Source organism: Pseudomonas sp. C7.1 (assembly GCF_056312395.1).
The window spans coordinates 3779890-3796375 of the sequence record NZ_JBWDTL010000003.1 but is presented as its reverse complement, the minus strand read 5'-3'; the positions used below and the strand labels follow the sequence as shown (position 1 = coordinate 3796375).

The window sequence follows — 16486 nt, the reverse complement described above, 5'->3', positions numbered from 1 at the left end:
CGGCTAAAGCCCCTCCTACGAGAAAAGCGATCATGCATCTACTCCGCACCCAACCCGGCAGCCAGGTCCCGGCTGACAGCATCGCCGACCTCGGCCAGACCCCGGCCGAGCTGGTGATTCTGTGCACCGGCGATTCGCAGTTGTCGCTGCTGGCCGAGGTGGCGCGGCAGCTACCGGCGGACTACCCCAGCCTGCGCCTGGCCAGCCCGGCGCAACTGAGCAATCACGCCTCGGTGGATCTGTATGTCGAGCAGGTGCTGCAGCACGCCAAGGTCATCCTGATTGCCGTGCATGGCGGCGTCAGTTACTGGCGCTACGGCATCGAGCGGCTGGTCGAGTTGGCCGAGCGTGGCGCGCGGGTAGCGATGATGCCCGGCTGCGACAATCCCGACCCGGAGCTGATGGGCCTGAGCAACGTGCCGGCCGCTGAGTGCGAGCGGCTCTGGCAGTACCTGCGCCAGGGCGGCGCGCAGAATGCTCGGCAGCTGTTCAATTGCATCGCCAGTCACTGGCTGCAGCGAGACTATGCCTGGGGCGAACCGCAGCCGTTGCCGCGCGTTGGCCTGTATCACTCGCAGCATGCCACCCCGGAGCTGGCTGACTGGCAAGCTAATTGGCAAGCGGCTGCACCGGTGGTGGCGCTGCTGTTTTATCGCACCCAAGTGCAGGCGGCGAACACCGGCTTTATCGATGTGTTCTGCCAGCGCCTGCAGGCCCAAGGCCTTAATCCGCTGCCGATTGCCGTGGCCAGCCTTAAGGAAGCCGCTTGCCTGAGTCAGGTCGAGGACTGGCTGGACGAGACCGACTGCGCGCTGATTATCAACACCACCGCCTTTGCCCTGTCCAACCCGGAGGCACCGAGTGCACGGCCCTTCCGCCGGGATATTCCGGTGCTGCAGGCCATCTGCGCGCTGGACAATCTCGAGCAGTGGCAAGCCAGTGCCCAGGGCCTGGGTTCCCGCGATCTGGCCATGCATATCGTGCTGCCCGAGCTGGATGGCCGGCTGATTACCCAGCCGATCAGCTTCAAGGGCCTGGCCTGGCGTAGCGAGCGTAGCCAGAGCGATGTGGTCTGTTATCAGCCAAACCTGCCGGGGATGGATTTTGTCGCCGCGCTGGCGCGCAACTGGATGGCCCTGGCGCGCAAAAGCAACGCTGACAAGCGCATTGCCCTGATCCTCGCCAATTACCCGACCCGCGACGGGCGCATCGGTAATGGTGTGGGCCTGGATACGCCGGCGGCGGCGCTGAATATCCTCAAGGCGCTGCAGGCCCAGGGCTACCCTGTGGATAACCTGCCGGCGAGCGGTACGGCGCTTATCCACCAGCTGCTGGGCGGGGTGACCAACGACCTTGATAACCTCGACCTGCGGCCCTGCGCGCAAAGCCTGACTCTGGCCGACTACCTGGCGTTTTTCCATAGCCTGCCTGAGGTTAACCAACAGGCGGTGCTGGCGCGTTGGGGAAGCCCGGAGCAAGATCCGATGTTCCGTAGCGGCCGGCTGATGATCGCCGGCCTGCGCTTTGGCCTGACCTTTGTCGGCATTCAGCCGGCGCGTGGTTATCAGGTCGATGCGGCGGCGGTGTATCACGACCCCGACTTGGTGCCGCCCCACGGCTACCTGGCGTTTTATTGCTGGATTCGTACGGCATTTGCCGCGAATGCCGTGATCCACGTCGGCAAGCACGGCAACCTGGAGTGGCTGCCGGGCAAGAGCGTGGGGCTGTCCGAGCAGTGCTGGCCGAGCGCGATTCTTGGCCCGCTGCCCAACGTCTACCCCTTTATCGTCAACGACCCCGGCGAAGGCGCCCAGGCCAAGCGGCGTACCCAGGCGGTGATCATCGACCACCTGATGCCGCCGCTGACCCGTGCCGAAAGCTACGGGCCGCTGCGCGATATCGAGCGCCTGGCCGATGAGTATTACGACGCCAGCCAGCTCGACCTGCGCCGCGCTGCCGAGCTGCGCGGCGAAATTCTGCTCAAGGTGCGCGAAGCCAGCCTGGACCGCGAACTGGGCCTGCAGCTCAACGAAGACCCTAACAGTTGGCTGCCGCAACTCGACGCCTACCTGTGTGACCTCAAGGAGTCGCAGATCCGCGATGGCCTGCATGTGTTCGGCGAATCACCGGCTGGCACCCTGCGCCGCGACACCCTGCTGGCGCTGCTGCGTATTCCCCGTGGCGATGGCCTGGGCGGCAACGCCAGCCTGCTGCGCGCCCTGGCCAGCGATCTTGCGTTGGCCTTCGACCCGCTCGACTGCGACATGGCCGCGCCCTGGAGCGGGCCGCGTCCGGCGGCGTTGCAGGCTGTGGATAACAGTGCCTGGCGGACCACAGGCGACAGCCGCGAGCGCCTGGAATTACTGGCCTTGCAACTGATTGAGGACGCCGCGCGGCCCGCCATGGGCGCCGCCAGCCAGCAGGTGCTGCACAGCCTGCGTGATCAGGTCGCGCCGCTGCTCGATGCCTGCGGCCCTGCAGAAATGCACGGCCTGCTCGCGGCGCTGGATGGGCGCTTTGTCCCCGCTGGGCCGAGTGGCGCGCCCAGCCGTGGCCGGCTGGATGTGCTGCCCACCGGGCGCAACTTCTTTACCGTCGATGTGCGCAACCTGCCCACGCCGACTGCCTGGCGCATCGGCGTGCAGGCGGCGGATCGGCTGCTGGAGCGGCATCTGCAGGACCACGGCGACCATCTGCGTCAGCTTGGCCTGTCGATGTGGGGCACGGCGACCATGCGCACCGGCGGCGATGACATGGCCCAAGCCCTGGCGCTGCTCGGCGTGCGCCCGGTGTGGCAGGCCGGCAGCCAGCGCGTCGAGCGTTTTGAAATCATGCCCCTGGAGCAACTGGGCCGTCCGCGTGTAGACGTGACCCTGCGCGTGTCCGGCTTCTTCCGCGATGCCTTTAGCAACCTGATTCGCCTGTTCGATGAGGCGGTGCAGGCGGTGGTCGACCTCGATGAGCCGGAAGACATGAACCCACTGTCGGCGCGGGTCTGGCGCGAATCCCTGGCCCTGCAGGACAGTGGCCTGGACGAATTTGAGGCGCGTAAACAGGCGGGCTGGCGGGTGTTCGGCAGCAAACCGGGCGCCTATGGTGCCGGCGTGCAGAACGCCATCGACCAGCGCCTCTGGGAAACCCGCGCAGACCTCGCCGAGGTGTACCTGAACTGGGGCGGCTATGCCTACGGTGCCCACAGCGAGGGCGCCCCGGCGCGCGCGCAGTTCGCCGAGCGCCTGGAGCAGATGCAGGCGGTGCTGCACAACCAGGACAACCGCGAGCACGACATCCTCGATTCCAACGACTACTACCAGTTCCAGGGCGGCATGCTCGCGGCGGTGGAAACCCTGCGCGGGGCCAAGGTGGCGAGTTATCACGGCGACAACAGCCAGCCCGATAACCCACGCATCCGCACCCTCAAGGAAGAACTCAACCGGGTGGTACGCGCCCGCGCCGCCAACCCCAAGTGGATCGACGGCATGAAGCGCCACGGCTACAAGGGCGCGTTCGAGCTGGCGGCGACCATCGACTACCTGTTCGCCTTCGACGCCACCAGCGAACTGGTCGACGACCACCAGTACGCCCTGCTCACCGATACTTATTTGCTCGACAAAGACACCCGCGACTTTATCCAGCAACACAACCCCGGCGCCCTGCAGGATATTCTCGAACGCCTGCTCGAAGCCCAGCAACGCGGCCTCTGGCAGGAGCCGGGGGAGTACCGTGAAGCGCTGGAAAATATGTTGATCGACAGCGAGGAAGCATGAATCGACGCGTTCCCGTTGATCCCGTAGGGTGGGTTAGCCGCTTGTCGCCATTTTCAAACATCACGCCTTTCGGGGTGCGGCGTAACCCACCATCGGCGCAACGCATACCATCGTCTGGTGGGTTACGCGGCGCGCCACTGTCGCATGCGGGTTCCCGTCCGGCGTTTCGCGTCGCTAACCCACCCTACGCACCGCTCTTCGCCCTTACGGATGCCTGCCATGACCGATAGCCATTTCCCCCTCGCCGCCGTGGTCGGCGCCGATGACTTGAAACTGGCGCTGTCTCTTGCGGCCATCGACCCGGCGATTGGCGGCGTGCTGATCGAAGGGCCGCGCGGCATGGCCAAATCGACCCTGGCCCGTGGTTTGGCCGATCTGCTCGATGGCGGACGCTTTGTCACCCTGCCGTTAGGCGCGAGCGAGGAGCGCATCGTCGGCACCCTCGATCTCGACGCCGCCCTGGGCGAAGGCCGCGCGCAGTTCAGCCCCGGTTTACTGGCCAAGGCCAATGGCGGCGTGCTGTATGTCGATGAAGTCAACCTGCTGCCCGATCACCTGGTCGACCTGCTGCTGGATGCCGCCGCCAGCGGGGTAAACCACGTTGAGCGCGACGGTATTTCCCATCGCCATGCCGCGCGTTTTGTGCTGATCGGCACCATGAACGCCGAGGAAGGCGAGCTGCGCCCGCAACTGCTCGACCGCTTCGGCCTTAACCTGGCCCTGGATGCCCAGCCGCAACCGGCCCAGCGTGCCGAGATCGTCCGCCGTCGATTGGCGTTCGATGCCGATCCCCAGGCATTTCTGGCGTGCTGGCAGAGTGAGCAGAACGCGCTGCGCGAGCGCTGCCAAAGTGCCCGTGCCCGGCTTGCGGCGATACCCCTGGATGACGCCGCTTTGGAGCAGATCAGCCAGCGCTGCTTCGCCGCCGCCGTCGACGGTTTGCGTGCCGATTTGGTCTGGCTGCGCGCCGCCCGCGCCCATGCCGCCTGGCGCAGTGCTGAGCGCATCGAGCTTGTTGATATCGATGCGGTGGAAGATTTCGTGCTGCGTCACCGTCGCCGGCATACTCCGCCGCCGGCGGCGCAGCCGCCACAGCCTCAGCCCGAATCCTCGCCCAGCAATAGCGCACCCAGCGAGCAGCCTCAAGGCGAAGGCCAGTGGGGCGAATTACCCGCCCAGGCGCAGAGCGCAGGCCCCCGGCGTGAACCGCCGCGCTGGGCAAAAAAGCCCTAGGCATCCGCCCGCGCACAGCCCCAGGCGCGGATGCCCGGGCCGCTCCCGGTACACTCGGCGGTGGTCGTAACGGTGCCAGTCGCAGTGGCGCGGCGGGTTGTATCGACTGGTCTGCGAGCCTGCTTAAAGGCCGCCCACGCAGTCGGCAGGATCTGCTTTTACGCCCCCGCAGTGCCAGGCCGTCCGAACTCTGGCTGGTAATCGTCGATGCCTCGGCCTCGACCCGTCGCCATGGCGCGCTGAGCAAAGCCAAGGGCTTGCTCAGTGAAGTGTTCGAGCAGGCCCGCCGCCAGCGTGCGCGCCTGGCCGTTTTGCACGCCACCGGCCGTCAGGCGCAGTGGCTGTGGCAAGGGCAGAAAGCCTCCCAGGCGTTGCAGCAGTGGGTGGCTGAGTTGGGCGCAGGCGGCGGCACACCGCTGTTTGATGCCTTGCAGCAGGCCGCCGACTGGCAAGCGCGGCGTCAGCGCCTGCACCCGGCCGAGCGCCAGCGTTTGCTGATCATCACCGATGGCCGCCTGCGCGACTGGCCGGTGTTAACCCCGAGCGCCTGCCCGGCGCTGCTGGTGGATATCGAAAGCGCGCCGATCCGCCTCGGCCGCGCGCGCCAATTGGCTGCCGAACTGGGCGCCGACTACCGACATATCGATTCGCTGCCGGTTGTAGCCGGCAGCCTGGAGACAGCCTTATGAAAATCCTGTTGATAATCGGCATCGGTGCCGGTGACCCGGACTACCTGACGGTGCAGGCGATCAACGCGCTGAACCGCACGGACGTGTTCTTTCTGATGGACAAGGGCAGCGCCAAGGACAGCCTGATCGGCCTGCGCAAAACCATCTGCGAGCGCTTTATCCAGGGCCGCGACTACCGCTTCGCCAGCGCCGACTGCCCGGAACGGGTGCGTGATGTGCCGGACTATCGCGGCAGCGTGGTGGATCTCAATCAGGATAAGCAGCAGGTGTTCGAGGGCATGATCCGCGAGCAGCTGCGCGACGGCGAAACCGGCGCTTTTCTGGTCTGGGGCGACCCGGCGCTGTACGACAGCACCCTGCGTATCGTCGAACAGATCGTGGCCAACAGCAGCGAGCAGATTGCGTACGAAGTGATCCCCGGCATCACCAGCCTGCAAGCCCTGGCGGCCAAGCATAAGGTCTGCTTTAACAGCATCGGCCAGGCCTTCCAGATCACCCCGGCGCGCCGTCTGGCCGAAGGTGGCTTTCCCGAGGGCGTGGACAGCGTGCTGGTGATGCTCGACGCCCAGGACACCTATCAACGCTTTGTCGACCAGCCCATGCACATCTATTGGGGGGCGTATATCGGCACCCCGGATGAAGTGCTGATCGCTGGGCCACTAAGCGAGGTCGCGGAGACCATCCGCAGCCGCCGCGCGCAGCTGCGTGAGCAGCATGGGTGGATTATGGATAGCTATTTGCTGCGTAGAAGTGGCACGAGCTGAGGCCGTTACGAAAAGCGCGACGCTTCCAGCGACACCGGAAGCCACTCAACAGAAAGTGATGAAAAGTGTCACTTTCTGTTGAGTTATAAATTTATTGTAGAAATGGCTAGCAGTAGAAAGCTAGTGAATTCATATATGTAGATATTTACTTAGAGAATTTTTTATTACATATTCTTTCGCGTTTAAAACTGCTTCTTCCAGAACAGGAATTCCAACGGAACACTGAACTTTCTTGAATCCAAATTTTGCGTAATTTTTATAATAGCCAAGAATCATCTCAATAATAGATATTTCTTCTTCTGTAAACTTTACAGATCCTTTCATGGTAAATCTCTTACCAATAAATCTATGGAGATTCATTAGGTCTTCGCCATTAGATGAGACTAAAAATCCCATAATTTTTTCTTTACCTATAATCTCAAGTACAGGAACGTCAAACTCGCTACTTGATTTCATAAGTATATGCGGATTTTTCTCCCACCTTTCTAATTCAGATTTAATTCTATCAATTTTCGTAAGATAATCTTTTGAAAAAATTATTTCCCCGATTAATTTTTTTATCTTTTCAGGGCACTCATCTATGCGGTATGTATAAATGTCTTCAGGAGCTAATGCATGAGTTCTGGTTTTAATACCATTAATAAATATTGTTAATCCGGAAATTATTTTGGTTTCAATATGGTTTTGATCAAGAGGTACTCCGCCATGGGAGTGGTCAAAAAATAATATGTTTATTGCAGAGACAAGTTGGGAGTAATTATATATGCCTGGTTTTGGGTTGCTAATAAATTCAAGAGTATCTTCATAACGAGTGATATATTCATTTTCGGAAATATTACGCCGTTCACCTAGGAAGCTAATAATGTTTTCAGGGGGTAGTATGTCTGCACTATCTGAACGGTTAAGTAGAAAGTCCTTAAGTTTTTCTATTTCAATAAGTCCTGAGTCGATATAGTTGTATGCAAAATCAAATGAATATCTATCACATAAAAATTCTGGAAGTGTATCTATGAAAATCTCTTCATCACTCAGATCTTCCTCTGTTTTTCCTCCGTATGATTTAGCAGTATAAATATGAACTCGGATGCTTGATATTCCGGCAGCCATATTTCTGAGCAAGGTATCACTGCGGCCATTAATATAAACGATCAGTCGTGCTAAAAATAAAAATTGATATAAGGCACTTTTTGCTTTCTGATCTATATCGTCGCCGAGTTCTTGGAGCTCTCCGTGTATGCTTCGAATTGAATCAAGCGCTATATGAATAGCCCTTATGTTATTCACATCAAGCGCACGCGCTACCTCTTGGAAAAGACTTTCATCAATGCGTAAATCCTCAGCAAAGTCTCGGTCTAGCAAACTAAATGAGTATTCGAGCGCTTTTTCTGGTGGAACAGCTAGCCTAATAGCCTTCCAAACGTTTTTTTCATAATTTCTGTCAAACACGGTCTTGGATGGAAGCTGCTTCTCATCAATTAATATTATGGCTTTCCGGTTGTTCAACTCAACGAAGTAATTTACTTCGCTCCAAAGCTTATATTTATGGTCTTCAGGCACCCTGTCGATATCATCAAAACAAAAAACGTAGTCCTGAAGTCCCTGTACTACACGCTTTTTAACTGCGCCCCCAAGGGCTATTATTGCGGCGCTTATAACACCACTTTTCCCGGTATCACAGGTTATTTCTGAGAATAGTGATGTGAGAATATTTTTTGCACTATCTTTTCCCGAGTCATCAATATCCCGAATTCCTACCATTTCTTCAATTACAAAATCATCTAGGCTTTTTTGAGCTACTCCGTATGAATATAGGGATACATATAATTTATTAAATTTTAGTTGGTCAAGTATTGGAGCGATTTCATTATGGTAGATATGTGTTTTACCGCTCCCCCACTCGCCAATTATTACTAATGCTCCCGGTCGCTTTGAAGACATGTATTCCCGAAGTGTTTTTTCCCAATTATATGGATATGTCTGCATACGCCACCTGAAATATAGATATTGGCTTTTGGTTACTATGTAAAAATAAGTGAGCAGAAAGGAGATGTATAATGTCCAGTTATAGTAGCTCACAGTAGGGATTAAGCACTGCTATATCATTAGCTGCCGACAATGCATCGCTTTTTGAGAGCCACAATCCCTGATGGGTATCGCAAGCTCAACCCATCCTACAGCTGCGGATAACTCCTCGGCGTATACACCCACTCGCCGCCCTCGGCGCGGGGAAGCGGCAGGTTTGGCTGGAGCCGATTATTACCAGGGTGCGCATATCGACCATCTCTGGGGTGAGTTCGCCCAGCGTCAGGGTGCGCAGGGTTTCGCCGGGGCGGCCGATGTCGCGGCCGAGCACCACGAGGGTTTCCGGGGTGCGTTGCTGGCGGACAATGTCCAGGGCAGAGCCGAGCTGCCAGGGGCGGGCTTTGGAGATGGGGTTGTAGAAGGCCATCACCAAGTCGGCGGCGGCGGCATGGGCCAGGCGCTTTTCGATAATCGCCCAGGGCTTGAGGTTGTCCGACAGGGAGATCAGGCAGAAGTCGTGGCCCAGCGGTGCGCCAGCCTTGGCGGCGGTGGCCAGGGCAGCGGAAACGCCGGGGAATATCTGCAAGTCGACCCGCTGCCATTCGGCGTCGCTCGATTCATGCAGCGCTTCCAGCACGGCGGCGGCCATGGCAAATACGCCGGGGTCGCCGGACGACACCACCACCACGCGCCGACCGCTGGCGGCCAGCTCAAAGGCATGGCGGGCGCGCTGCATTTCCTCGCGGTTATCGGTGCAGTGGCGCACCTGCTCCGGGCGCAGTGGGCCGGCCATCTTGATATAGGTTTCGTAGCCGAGCAGGTCTTGCGCTTCATCCAGCGCCTGGCGCGCAGCGGGCACCATAAATTCGGCGGCACCGGGGCCGAGGCCGATCACCGTCAGGCGACCACGGGGGCGGCCGAGTTGCGCAGCGTGTATCGGCGCAGCGGCCAGCAGCAGGCGCAGGTTGGTGTGTTGGCTGTGCAGCGGCGGCAGTTGCGTGTCGTCGTCGATAAAGCGCAGCGGCAGTTTGAGCTGTGCGGCGAAGTGGTGCAGTTCGGCATTGGCCATCAGCTCTGGCGCGGCCAGCAGGCAGGCCAGGCTTTGCCCAGCCAGGTTGCTGCTGTGCAGCGCCTGTTGCAGCTCGCTAAGCAATTCGGCGCTGGCGCGTTCGACCCATACGGCCACCTGTTGTGGGTGGATCAGCAGTTCGTCTGTATTGGCCGCACGGCTATGCGGGCTGATATGGATCACCCGTACGGCTTTGTCAGCTACAGGCAGTTTGGCCTGAGCCAGCCAGGGCGCATCGCCTTCGATCCGCACCGGCTGGCCACCGAGCAGGTCGCTGACAAAGCCTTTGCCCTGTTCCAGGTCGGCCAGCACATAGCCAGCCGGCGGCTCCAGCAGGCAGGTGCCGAAACGCAGTTCGCCGCTGGTAGTGATCGCCGCGCTGACCTGCAGGTGCGCGGCAAGCTCACGCGCCATCCGGTTGACCCCACCGAGGCCGCCAAGCAGCGGCACCACGGCGCTGCCATCTTCGGCCACGGCCAGCACTGGCGGTTCGCTGTCTTTCTCACCGAGCACGGCGGCCAGGCTGCGAATCACGATGCCGGCGGCGCACAACACAATCAGCGGTGTGCCGGCGCGGTAGAGCGCGCGCAGGGTGTCGCCGAAGTCTGCATAAGTGCGCTCGACGTCCGCCACTCGGCTGTGCAGGCCGTGGATCTCGGCCTGGGGATAAAGCGCTTGGATACGCCGCGCGCAGGGCAGTGCGGAGGGGCCGAGGATGATGATGGCGGGGGCGGTGGTCATGACGGTTCCATCTGTTCTGTGGCAGTGGGTAGGGTGGATGACGCTGTTTTCATCCACCATCGCGGTTGGTGGATGGGTGAAGCGTCATCCACCCTACGGTCTGCGTACGGGCGGAGTAGGTTGGTGTTGAGTGCAGCGAAGCCCAACATAGGCGTTGGTGGCGTTTTGTTGGGCTTCGGCGCTGCGCTTCTCAACCCAACCTACATTTCTGCTAACCGCGCCATTTCTCGCCGGGAATCACGATCATCGAGAAGTACGGCGAGGACATCGGCTCCACTTCATCCAACGGTACGATGCGCTGGTTGCCCATGGTCGCGCGTTCGACGTAGTGGGCGCGGCCGTCAATGCCCAGCTCTTGCAGCACGCGGCGGACTTTCTCGAAGTTACGCCCCAGCTTCATCACCACGGCGGCTTCGGCGTCGCGTAGGCGCTGCTTGAGTTCATCTTCCGGCAGCACACCGGAGAGCACGCTCAAGCTCTGGTTGCGGTACACCAGCGGGGTGCCGAGCACCGAGGCGCAGCCGAGCATGGAGCACACGCCGGGCACCACTTCCACCTCGTAACGGTCGGCCAGGCGGTCGTGCAGGTACATGTAGGAGCCGTAGAAGAACGGGTCGCCTTCGCAGATCACCGCGACATCGTGGCCAGCATCCAGGCGGGCGGCGATCTGCACCGCGCAGGTGTCGTAGAAGTCGCTGATCACATCTTCATAGCTGAGCGGCGCGGCGAGCTTTTCCGTGGTCACCGGGTAGACCAGCGGCAGGCGCTGCTGCGCGTCGGTGAGGTGCTGCTCGATGATGCCGAAGGCGTTGCCGCCATGGCCTTTGTTGGCTTTAGCCTTGGCCACGAAGTAGCCGACCACCGCCGCCGATTGCAGCAGGCGCAGGGCCTTGAGGGTGATCAGCTCGGGGTCGCCGGGACCGACGCCGATGCCGAGCAGACGGCCTTTTTGTACCGTCATCATTCCACCTCCGTGGCCAGGGCGTTGACCGCCGCCACCGCCATGGCGCTGCCGCCACGGCGGCCACGCACGATCACATAGGGCACGCCACGGCTGTCTGCGGCGAGGGCGTCCTTGGATTCCGCCGCGCCGATAAAACCCACCGGCATGCCGATAATCAGCGCCGGTTTCGGTGCGCCGGCGTCGAGCATTTCCAGCAGATAGAACAGCGCGGTAGGAGCGTTGCCGATCACCACTACGCTGCCTTCCAGGTGCTCGCGCCAATGTTCCAATGCGACGGCCGAGCGGGTATTGCCGATTGCGCGGGCCTGCTCAATCACGCCGTCGTTATGCAGGGTGCAGATCACCGGGTTGTTGGCGGCCAGGCGCGGGCGGGTGATGCCTTCGGCGACCATCCGCGCGTCGCAGAGAATCGCTGCGCCCTTGGCCAGGGCTGCGCGGCCGGCAGCACCGGCACCAGGGGAGAAACGCAAATCCTGCACCACATCGACCATGCCGCAGGCGTGGATGACGCGTACGGCGAGCTTTTCCAGGTCCGCCGGAATCGCCGACAGATCAGCCTCGGCGCGGATGGTGGCGAAGGACTGGCGGTAGATTTCCTGGCCGTCGCGGATGTACTCAAGCATCGCTGTTTCCTGTTGCGCAGTGGGCGGCGAACCAGTCGCCGGCCTCGTCGATAGTCATGGCGCTGGCCTGCAGCTGGCCGAAACCGGCCGCCTTGGGCGTGCGTTGATAGAGCTGGTAATACCCGGCGCTGCTGGCCAGCAAGGTAAAGGGTGCCGTGTGCGCGGCGGCGCAGGAGCGCGGGCAGGCGCTTAGATGTACTTGCGGCCGGGCGCTGATGGCGCGCAGGCGCTCGGCCAGGTGCAGGGCATCGGCTTTGCTGTCGGCCAGGCCCTTGGCGCAGGCGGTTGAGCCGGTGCAGGCGATTAGCTGGCCAAGTGGTTCCTGCGCATCTGTGAGCAGGCCGAGTTCGGTCAGTGCGTGCAGCAATCGGTCTGCTGATTGCTCGGGGATATTCGGCAGCAGCAAGCCCTGCCAAGGCGTCAGGCGCAGGTTGGCATCGCCCTGCTGCTCAGCCAGATCGGCCAGGGCGCGCAGTTGCGCGGCGTCGATCCGTCCCAGGGGCGCACCTGCGGCAACCATGCACAGACCGCTTTGCAGCTGTGGATAAATGCCCATCGGCGCGCGTTGGCTGGTTGCAGTGCGTTGCCAATTGCTCGGCGGCGCTTGTATGGCAAAGGGCAGGCGCGTTTGCAGTTGTTGCAGCAGTTGGCTGGGCGGCATCACGGCAAGCAGCTGGCGCATACGGCTGTGTTCGTTGCCGGCCAGATCGAGAAACAGCCTAAGTAGTTGTTCGATGAATACGGGTGTCTGCTCGACGTCGATCACGCCCAGCGGCCTATCCCCAGGGCAGCCGGCCAGGCCAAACACCAGTCGGGCCGGCGATCCCGGTAGGGCGCTAAGCCAGATGTCGTGGGGGTGTTCGAGCATCGCCAGGGCTTCGCCGCCGTCCAGCTGAATGGCAAATTTGGCCGACAGCCCATGCAGCGTCGGGGTATTCTGCAACAGGTCGAGCAGCGCGGCGGCCAGCGGGCGGGTGTCGAGCAGGGCCTGCGGATCGAGGCCGGCTGCGGGGCTAAGTAGCAGGTTGCGCACATCGTCGGCGGCCGGGTTGCTCGGGCCGAGGCCGGCGGCGAGCAGGCGTTCGATCAACTCGTCTTGCTGGCCTGGCAGTACGCCACGAATCTGCAAATTGCTGCGGTTGGTCAGCTCCAGCACACCGCTGGCGCAGCGCTCGGCCGCCTCAGCGATAGCCCGTGCCTGTTGGCTGCTAAGCACGCCGCCGGCCAGCTTGATCCGGCAGATGCCACCGTCCAGCGCCTGCACGATACGCAGCAGGCCGGGGCACGCGCTTGGGCGTGGGGCGGGCAGATCGGCAAAGACTTGATGGTCGCGCAACGGTTTCACCAGCTACTACGACGCGGCGACCGAACCAGCGAAATCCGCCCACAGGGGATTTCATGGCATCGGTACACCCCGCCCGATGTTGGCACTCGCGACTAGCGTCGTCGGCAGGTCTCCTGGCTGACAGGTCATCATCTGGCGCGGCCTTCCCGGTTTCCCAGTGGCACAGTGGCGGCAGACTCGCTGTTTACAGTTGCGGGGGCAGCTCGGTCACGATTGGCAGATCGCTCCGGATTCCCTCTTAGGCCCCTCGCACCATGGCGGTGGGCACCGACGAAGACTGTATTATGCCCGCTTTGTTTGATGCGCTGACACCCTAGCTTGTCGGGCGGGGGCAGAGGAGTGGGTATGACGGCCTGGTTAACCCTGGTGGGCATTGGTGAAGACGGTTACGCCGGGCTGGGTGAGGCAGCGCGCCAGGCGCTGGGCGAGGCGCAGTGGATTGTTGGCAGCCCACGGCAGCTGGCGCTGTTGCCCAGCGATCTGCCAGGGCAGCACGAACGCTGGCCCAGCCCCTTTAGCCTGGAGCCGGTAATGGCGCGGCGCGGGATGCCGGTGTGTGTACTGGCCAGCGGCGACCCGTTGTTCTATGGCGTGGGTGCGAGCCTGGCGCGGCAGCTGCCGGCGGATGAATTGCGGGTGTTCTCTGCGCCCTCATCCGTCTCACTGGCTGCTGCTCGCCTGGGTTGGCCACTGCAGGACGTGACGGTGCTGTCGCTGGTGGCGCGGCCGTTGGCGGCGCTGCAGGCGCAGATTTTCCCCGGCGCGCACTTGCTGCTGCTGAGCAACGACGGCGACAGCCCGGCAGCGGTGGCTGAGTTGCTGCGTGCACGCGGTTTCGGCCCCAGCCGTTTGACCGTGCTGGAGCATCTGGGCGGCAATCAGGAGCGGCGCATCGACGGGTTGGCCAGTGACTGGGCGTTGCCGCGCGTTGCCGATCTCAATCTGCTGGCGGTCGAGTGCGTGGCTGGCACCGATGCACGACTGCTGCCGCTGACGCCAGGTTTGCCGGATGACGCCTATCTGCACGACGGTCAGCTGACCAAGCGCGACGTGCGTGCAATCACCCTGGCGCGCCTGGCCCCGCAACCCGGCGAGCTGCTCTGGGATGTCGGCGCCGGCTGCGGCTCCATTGGCATCGAATGGATGCGCGCGCACCCCAGCTGTCGGGCGTTGGCGATTGAGGCTGATGCCGGTCGTCAGGCGCATATTCAGCACAACCGCGATGCCCTCGGCGTGCCCGCGCTGCAACTGGTCGCCGGCCGTGCGCCCGAGGCATTGGCCGGCTTGGCTGCGCCGGATGTGATCTTTATCGGTGGCGGCGTCACCGTGCCTGGCGTGCTGGAGCAGTGCTGGGCCAGCCTCAAGCCGGGCGGGCGTTTGGTGGCCAATGCGGTGACCCTGCAAAGCGAAGCGGCGCTGGTGGCCTGGCGCGAGCAGGTGGGCGGCGAGCTGACCCGCATCAGCGTGGCCCAGGCACAGCCCCTGGGCGGTTTCGACACCTGGCGCAGCGCCTTGCCGATTACCTTGCTGGTGGTGCGCAAGCTGTGAGCCCGCGCATTCTGCTGTTGGGCGGCACCACCGAGGCGCTGCGTTTGGCCCGCCGTTTAAGTCCCGAAGCCATCTACAGCCTGGTCGGGCTGGGCCGGGTGCCGGATGACTTGCCCTGCCAGGTGCGCGTGGGCGGCTTTGGTGGAGCCGAAGGGCTGGCGGGGTATATCCGCGAGCAGGGCATCGAACTGCTGTTGGATCTGACCCACCCCTATGCCGCACAGATCAGCGCCAATGCCGCCCGCGCCGCCGAGCTGAGCGGGATTGCCTGCTGGGCGCTGCGCCGCCCCGGCTGGCAGGCCGGCGAGGGTGATGACTGGCGTGAAGTGGATAACTGGGCCGGTTTGGTCGAAGCCCTGAAGGATTTCCGCCGTCCGCTATTCACCCTCGGCCGCGAGCCGCTGGAGCATCTGCATGAGATTCCCCTGCATCAGCACTGGACCGTCCGCTGCCTAACGGCCCAGCAAGCCGTGCCGCGTGCCGAGATTATCGGCGCGCGGGGGCCGTTCGCGCTGGACGAGGAGCGCGCGCTATTCGCCCGTTTGCGCACTGATGTGCTGATCAGCAAGAACAGCGGCAGCCAGTCCACCGAGCCAAAACTGCAGGTGGCGCGGGAGTTGGGTTTACCGGTGTTGTTTTTACGGCGGCCGAGTTTACCGAGTGTGGAGCGCGAGTTTGTCAGCCTCGAAGCGCTGGCCGAGGTGCTGCAGTTGTAGAGCGAGCAAGGTAGGGTGGATGACGCTGTTTTCATCCACCATTGCAGTTGGTGGATGGGTGAAGCGTCATCCACCCTACGCCTAACCCCCTGCTAGACTGCCGCCCCGCTTTGGAGGCTGCCATGACCACGCCCGTTTCGCCCTACGCCCGCATTCTGTTTGTCGGCCCGGACCTGGCTGAGGGCTCGTTTGCCGAGCTGTTTCGCCGTCGTCTGGTTGAGTTGCGCGGGGAAGCGGCGCTGGCCGATATCGTCGACACCAGCGCAGGCTATGCGCCGCTCTGGCAGCGCGTGGCCGAGTGTGAGCGGCCGCTACTGGTGATCGATCTGGAGCCTGCGAGCAGCAGCCCGCACCTCGATTGGCTGCGTAGCGAGCTAAGTCAGCAGGCCAACCCCGAGCAGCTGTTTGTCGCCAGTGCGATGGGCCAGGCCGAGGGCTTGCCAGTGGAGGCCGCTTGCGCGCTGATCGAGCACCCCGAGCTGCATCTGCCCTGCGTCGGTGTGGCTGCTGTGCCGGGGCATCACGCCTGGTCGCAGATTCCGCCCCACGCCCAGCGCCTGCTGTTGTGCAACGGCCCGCGCTGCACCCGGCGTGGTGCGCTGGACCTGTGGAAATCCCTGCGCCAACGGCTCAAGGCCGCCGGTAAACTGGAGTGCGAGGGCGGGGTGCATATCACCCGCAGCCAGTGCCAGTTCCCCTGCGATCTGGGCCCGACGGCCAGCCTTTATCCAGCCGGTGAGTGGTTCCGCGTGCGTGATGAAGCCGAGCTGATCCGCCTGGTCGATGAGCGGCTGGTGGCGGGTCGCCCGGTGCCCGAGCTGCGGATTGATCAGGGCTGAGTCGCTACGCCATGCATGGTGGACAAGCTTCGCGTTGTCCACCCTACGTTTGCTGCAGCCATTGTTTGCCCCGCACAAATTGCCGCTAAAGCGGGATGCCGCCCGCACCTCCCACAGATGTAAAGCCTCGCCCTTGAGCGGCTGGTCTTGTCGAGCTGATGCCTTG

11 protein-coding genes, 1 pseudogene and 1 riboswitch are annotated in these 16486 nt (G+C 62.2%); of the genes and pseudogenes, 7 read left to right on the top strand and 5 right to left on the bottom strand.

The features are described 5' to 3' along the window. Nucleotides 1-32 precede the first annotated feature (32 nt). The 4 genes from cobN to cobF all read left to right on the top strand — a co-directional run bounded on the left by cobN (nt 33) and on the right by cobF (nt 6453). Entirely contained in the window at nt 33-3767 is a 3735-nt protein-coding gene (gene cobN, locus AC0T4W_RS21130) for a cobaltochelatase subunit CobN (RefSeq protein WP_476322432.1), read from the top strand. Between the two features lie 219 nt (nt 3768-3986). Beyond that, nucleotides 3987-5000 carry a magnesium chelatase ATPase subunit I gene (locus AC0T4W_RS21125; RefSeq protein WP_476322429.1) on the top strand — a complete coding sequence of 338 codons (1014 nt, stop codon included), beginning with the start codon at nt 3987-3989 and terminating at the stop codon, nt 4998-5000. A gap of 2 nt (nt 5001-5002) precedes the next feature. Next, entirely contained in the window at nt 5003-5689 is a 687-nt protein-coding gene (locus AC0T4W_RS21120) for a vWA domain-containing protein (RefSeq protein WP_476323825.1), read from the top strand. Beyond that, nucleotides 5686-6453, top strand: a complete 768-nt coding sequence (gene cobF, locus AC0T4W_RS21115; RefSeq protein ID WP_476322426.1) for a precorrin-6A synthase (deacetylating) — start codon at nt 5686-5688, stop codon at nt 6451-6453. The genes AC0T4W_RS21120 and cobF overlap by 4 nt, the downstream gene beginning before the upstream one ends. Nucleotides 6454-6582: 129 nt before the next feature. On the opposite strand, the gene AC0T4W_RS21110 is transcribed toward cobF, so the two are convergent. From AC0T4W_RS21110 to cobG, 5 genes and pseudogenes are all read right to left on the bottom strand, one after another. Then, complete coding sequence (locus tag AC0T4W_RS21110; protein ID WP_476322423.1) at nt 6583-8436, bottom strand: P-loop NTPase fold protein; 1854 nt, start codon at nt 8434-8436, stop codon at nt 6583-6585. Nucleotides 8437-8624: 188 nt separating this feature from the next. After that, a pseudogene (gene cobJ, locus AC0T4W_RS21105) lies at nt 8625-10285 on the bottom strand (precorrin-3B C(17)-methyltransferase). A 211-nt stretch (nt 10286-10496) separates the two neighbouring features. Further along, nucleotides 10497-11249: a precorrin-2 C(20)-methyltransferase gene (locus AC0T4W_RS21100; protein WP_476322420.1), complete on the bottom strand. Its 753-nt coding sequence runs from the start codon at nt 11247-11249 to the stop codon at nt 10497-10499. Continuing rightward, nucleotides 11246-11872: a precorrin-8X methylmutase gene (locus AC0T4W_RS21095; protein WP_476322417.1), complete on the bottom strand. Its 627-nt coding sequence runs from the start codon at nt 11870-11872 to the stop codon at nt 11246-11248. Before AC0T4W_RS21095 ends, AC0T4W_RS21100 begins: the two co-directional genes overlap by 4 nt. Next, a complete protein-coding gene (cobG, locus tag AC0T4W_RS21090) occupies nt 11865-13208 on the bottom strand; it encodes a precorrin-3B synthase (RefSeq protein ID WP_476322414.1) in 1344 nt (447 codons plus the stop codon). The genes AC0T4W_RS21095 and cobG overlap by 8 nt, the downstream gene beginning before the upstream one ends. A 95-nt stretch (nt 13209-13303) precedes the next feature. Continuing rightward, a riboswitch (cobalamin riboswitch) is annotated at nt 13304-13504 on the bottom strand. A 58-nt stretch (nt 13505-13562) separates the two neighbouring features. Here cobG and cbiE point away from each other — a divergent pair. From cbiE to AC0T4W_RS21075, 3 genes are all read left to right on the top strand, one after another. After that, entirely contained in the window at nt 13563-14765 is a 1203-nt protein-coding gene (gene cbiE, locus AC0T4W_RS21085) for a precorrin-6y C5,15-methyltransferase (decarboxylating) subunit CbiE (RefSeq protein WP_476322411.1), read from the top strand. Beyond that, nucleotides 14762-15481 (top strand): cobalt-precorrin-6A reductase, encoded by a 720-nt coding sequence (locus AC0T4W_RS21080; protein WP_476322408.1) that lies wholly within the window; start codon nt 14762-14764, stop codon nt 15479-15481. The genes cbiE and AC0T4W_RS21080 overlap by 4 nt, the downstream gene beginning before the upstream one ends. Before the next feature lie 122 nt (nt 15482-15603). Next, nucleotides 15604-16320: a (2Fe-2S) ferredoxin domain-containing protein gene (locus AC0T4W_RS21075; protein ID WP_476322405.1), complete on the top strand. Its 717-nt coding sequence runs from the start codon at nt 15604-15606 to the stop codon at nt 16318-16320. The last annotated feature ends 166 nt before the right edge of the window (nt 16321-16486 follow it).

Bases quoted from the DNA above. Each gene is read 5' to 3' on its own strand.
- cobN (WP_476322432.1), top strand. From the start codon at position 33: ATGCATCTACTCCGCACCCAACCCGGCAGCCAGGTCCCGGCTGACAGC.
- AC0T4W_RS21125 (WP_476322429.1), top strand. From the start codon at position 3,987: ATGACCGATAGCCATTTCCCCCTCGCCGCCGTGGTCGGCGCCGATGAC.
- cobF (WP_476322426.1), top strand. From the start codon at position 5,686: ATGAAAATCCTGTTGATAATCGGCATCGGTGCCGGTGACCCGGACTAC.
- AC0T4W_RS21110 (WP_476322423.1), bottom strand. From the start codon at position 8,436: ATGCAGACATATCCATATAATTGGGAAAAAACACTTCGGGAATACATG.
- AC0T4W_RS21100 (WP_476322420.1), bottom strand. From the start codon at position 11,249: ATGATGACGGTACAAAAAGGCCGTCTGCTCGGCATCGGCGTCGGTCCC.
- AC0T4W_RS21095 (WP_476322417.1), bottom strand. From the start codon at position 11,872: ATGCTTGAGTACATCCGCGACGGCCAGGAAATCTACCGCCAGTCCTTC.
- cbiE (WP_476322411.1), top strand. From the start codon at position 13,563: ATGACGGCCTGGTTAACCCTGGTGGGCATTGGTGAAGACGGTTACGCC.
- AC0T4W_RS21075 (WP_476322405.1), top strand. From the start codon at position 15,604: ATGACCACGCCCGTTTCGCCCTACGCCCGCATTCTGTTTGTCGGCCCG.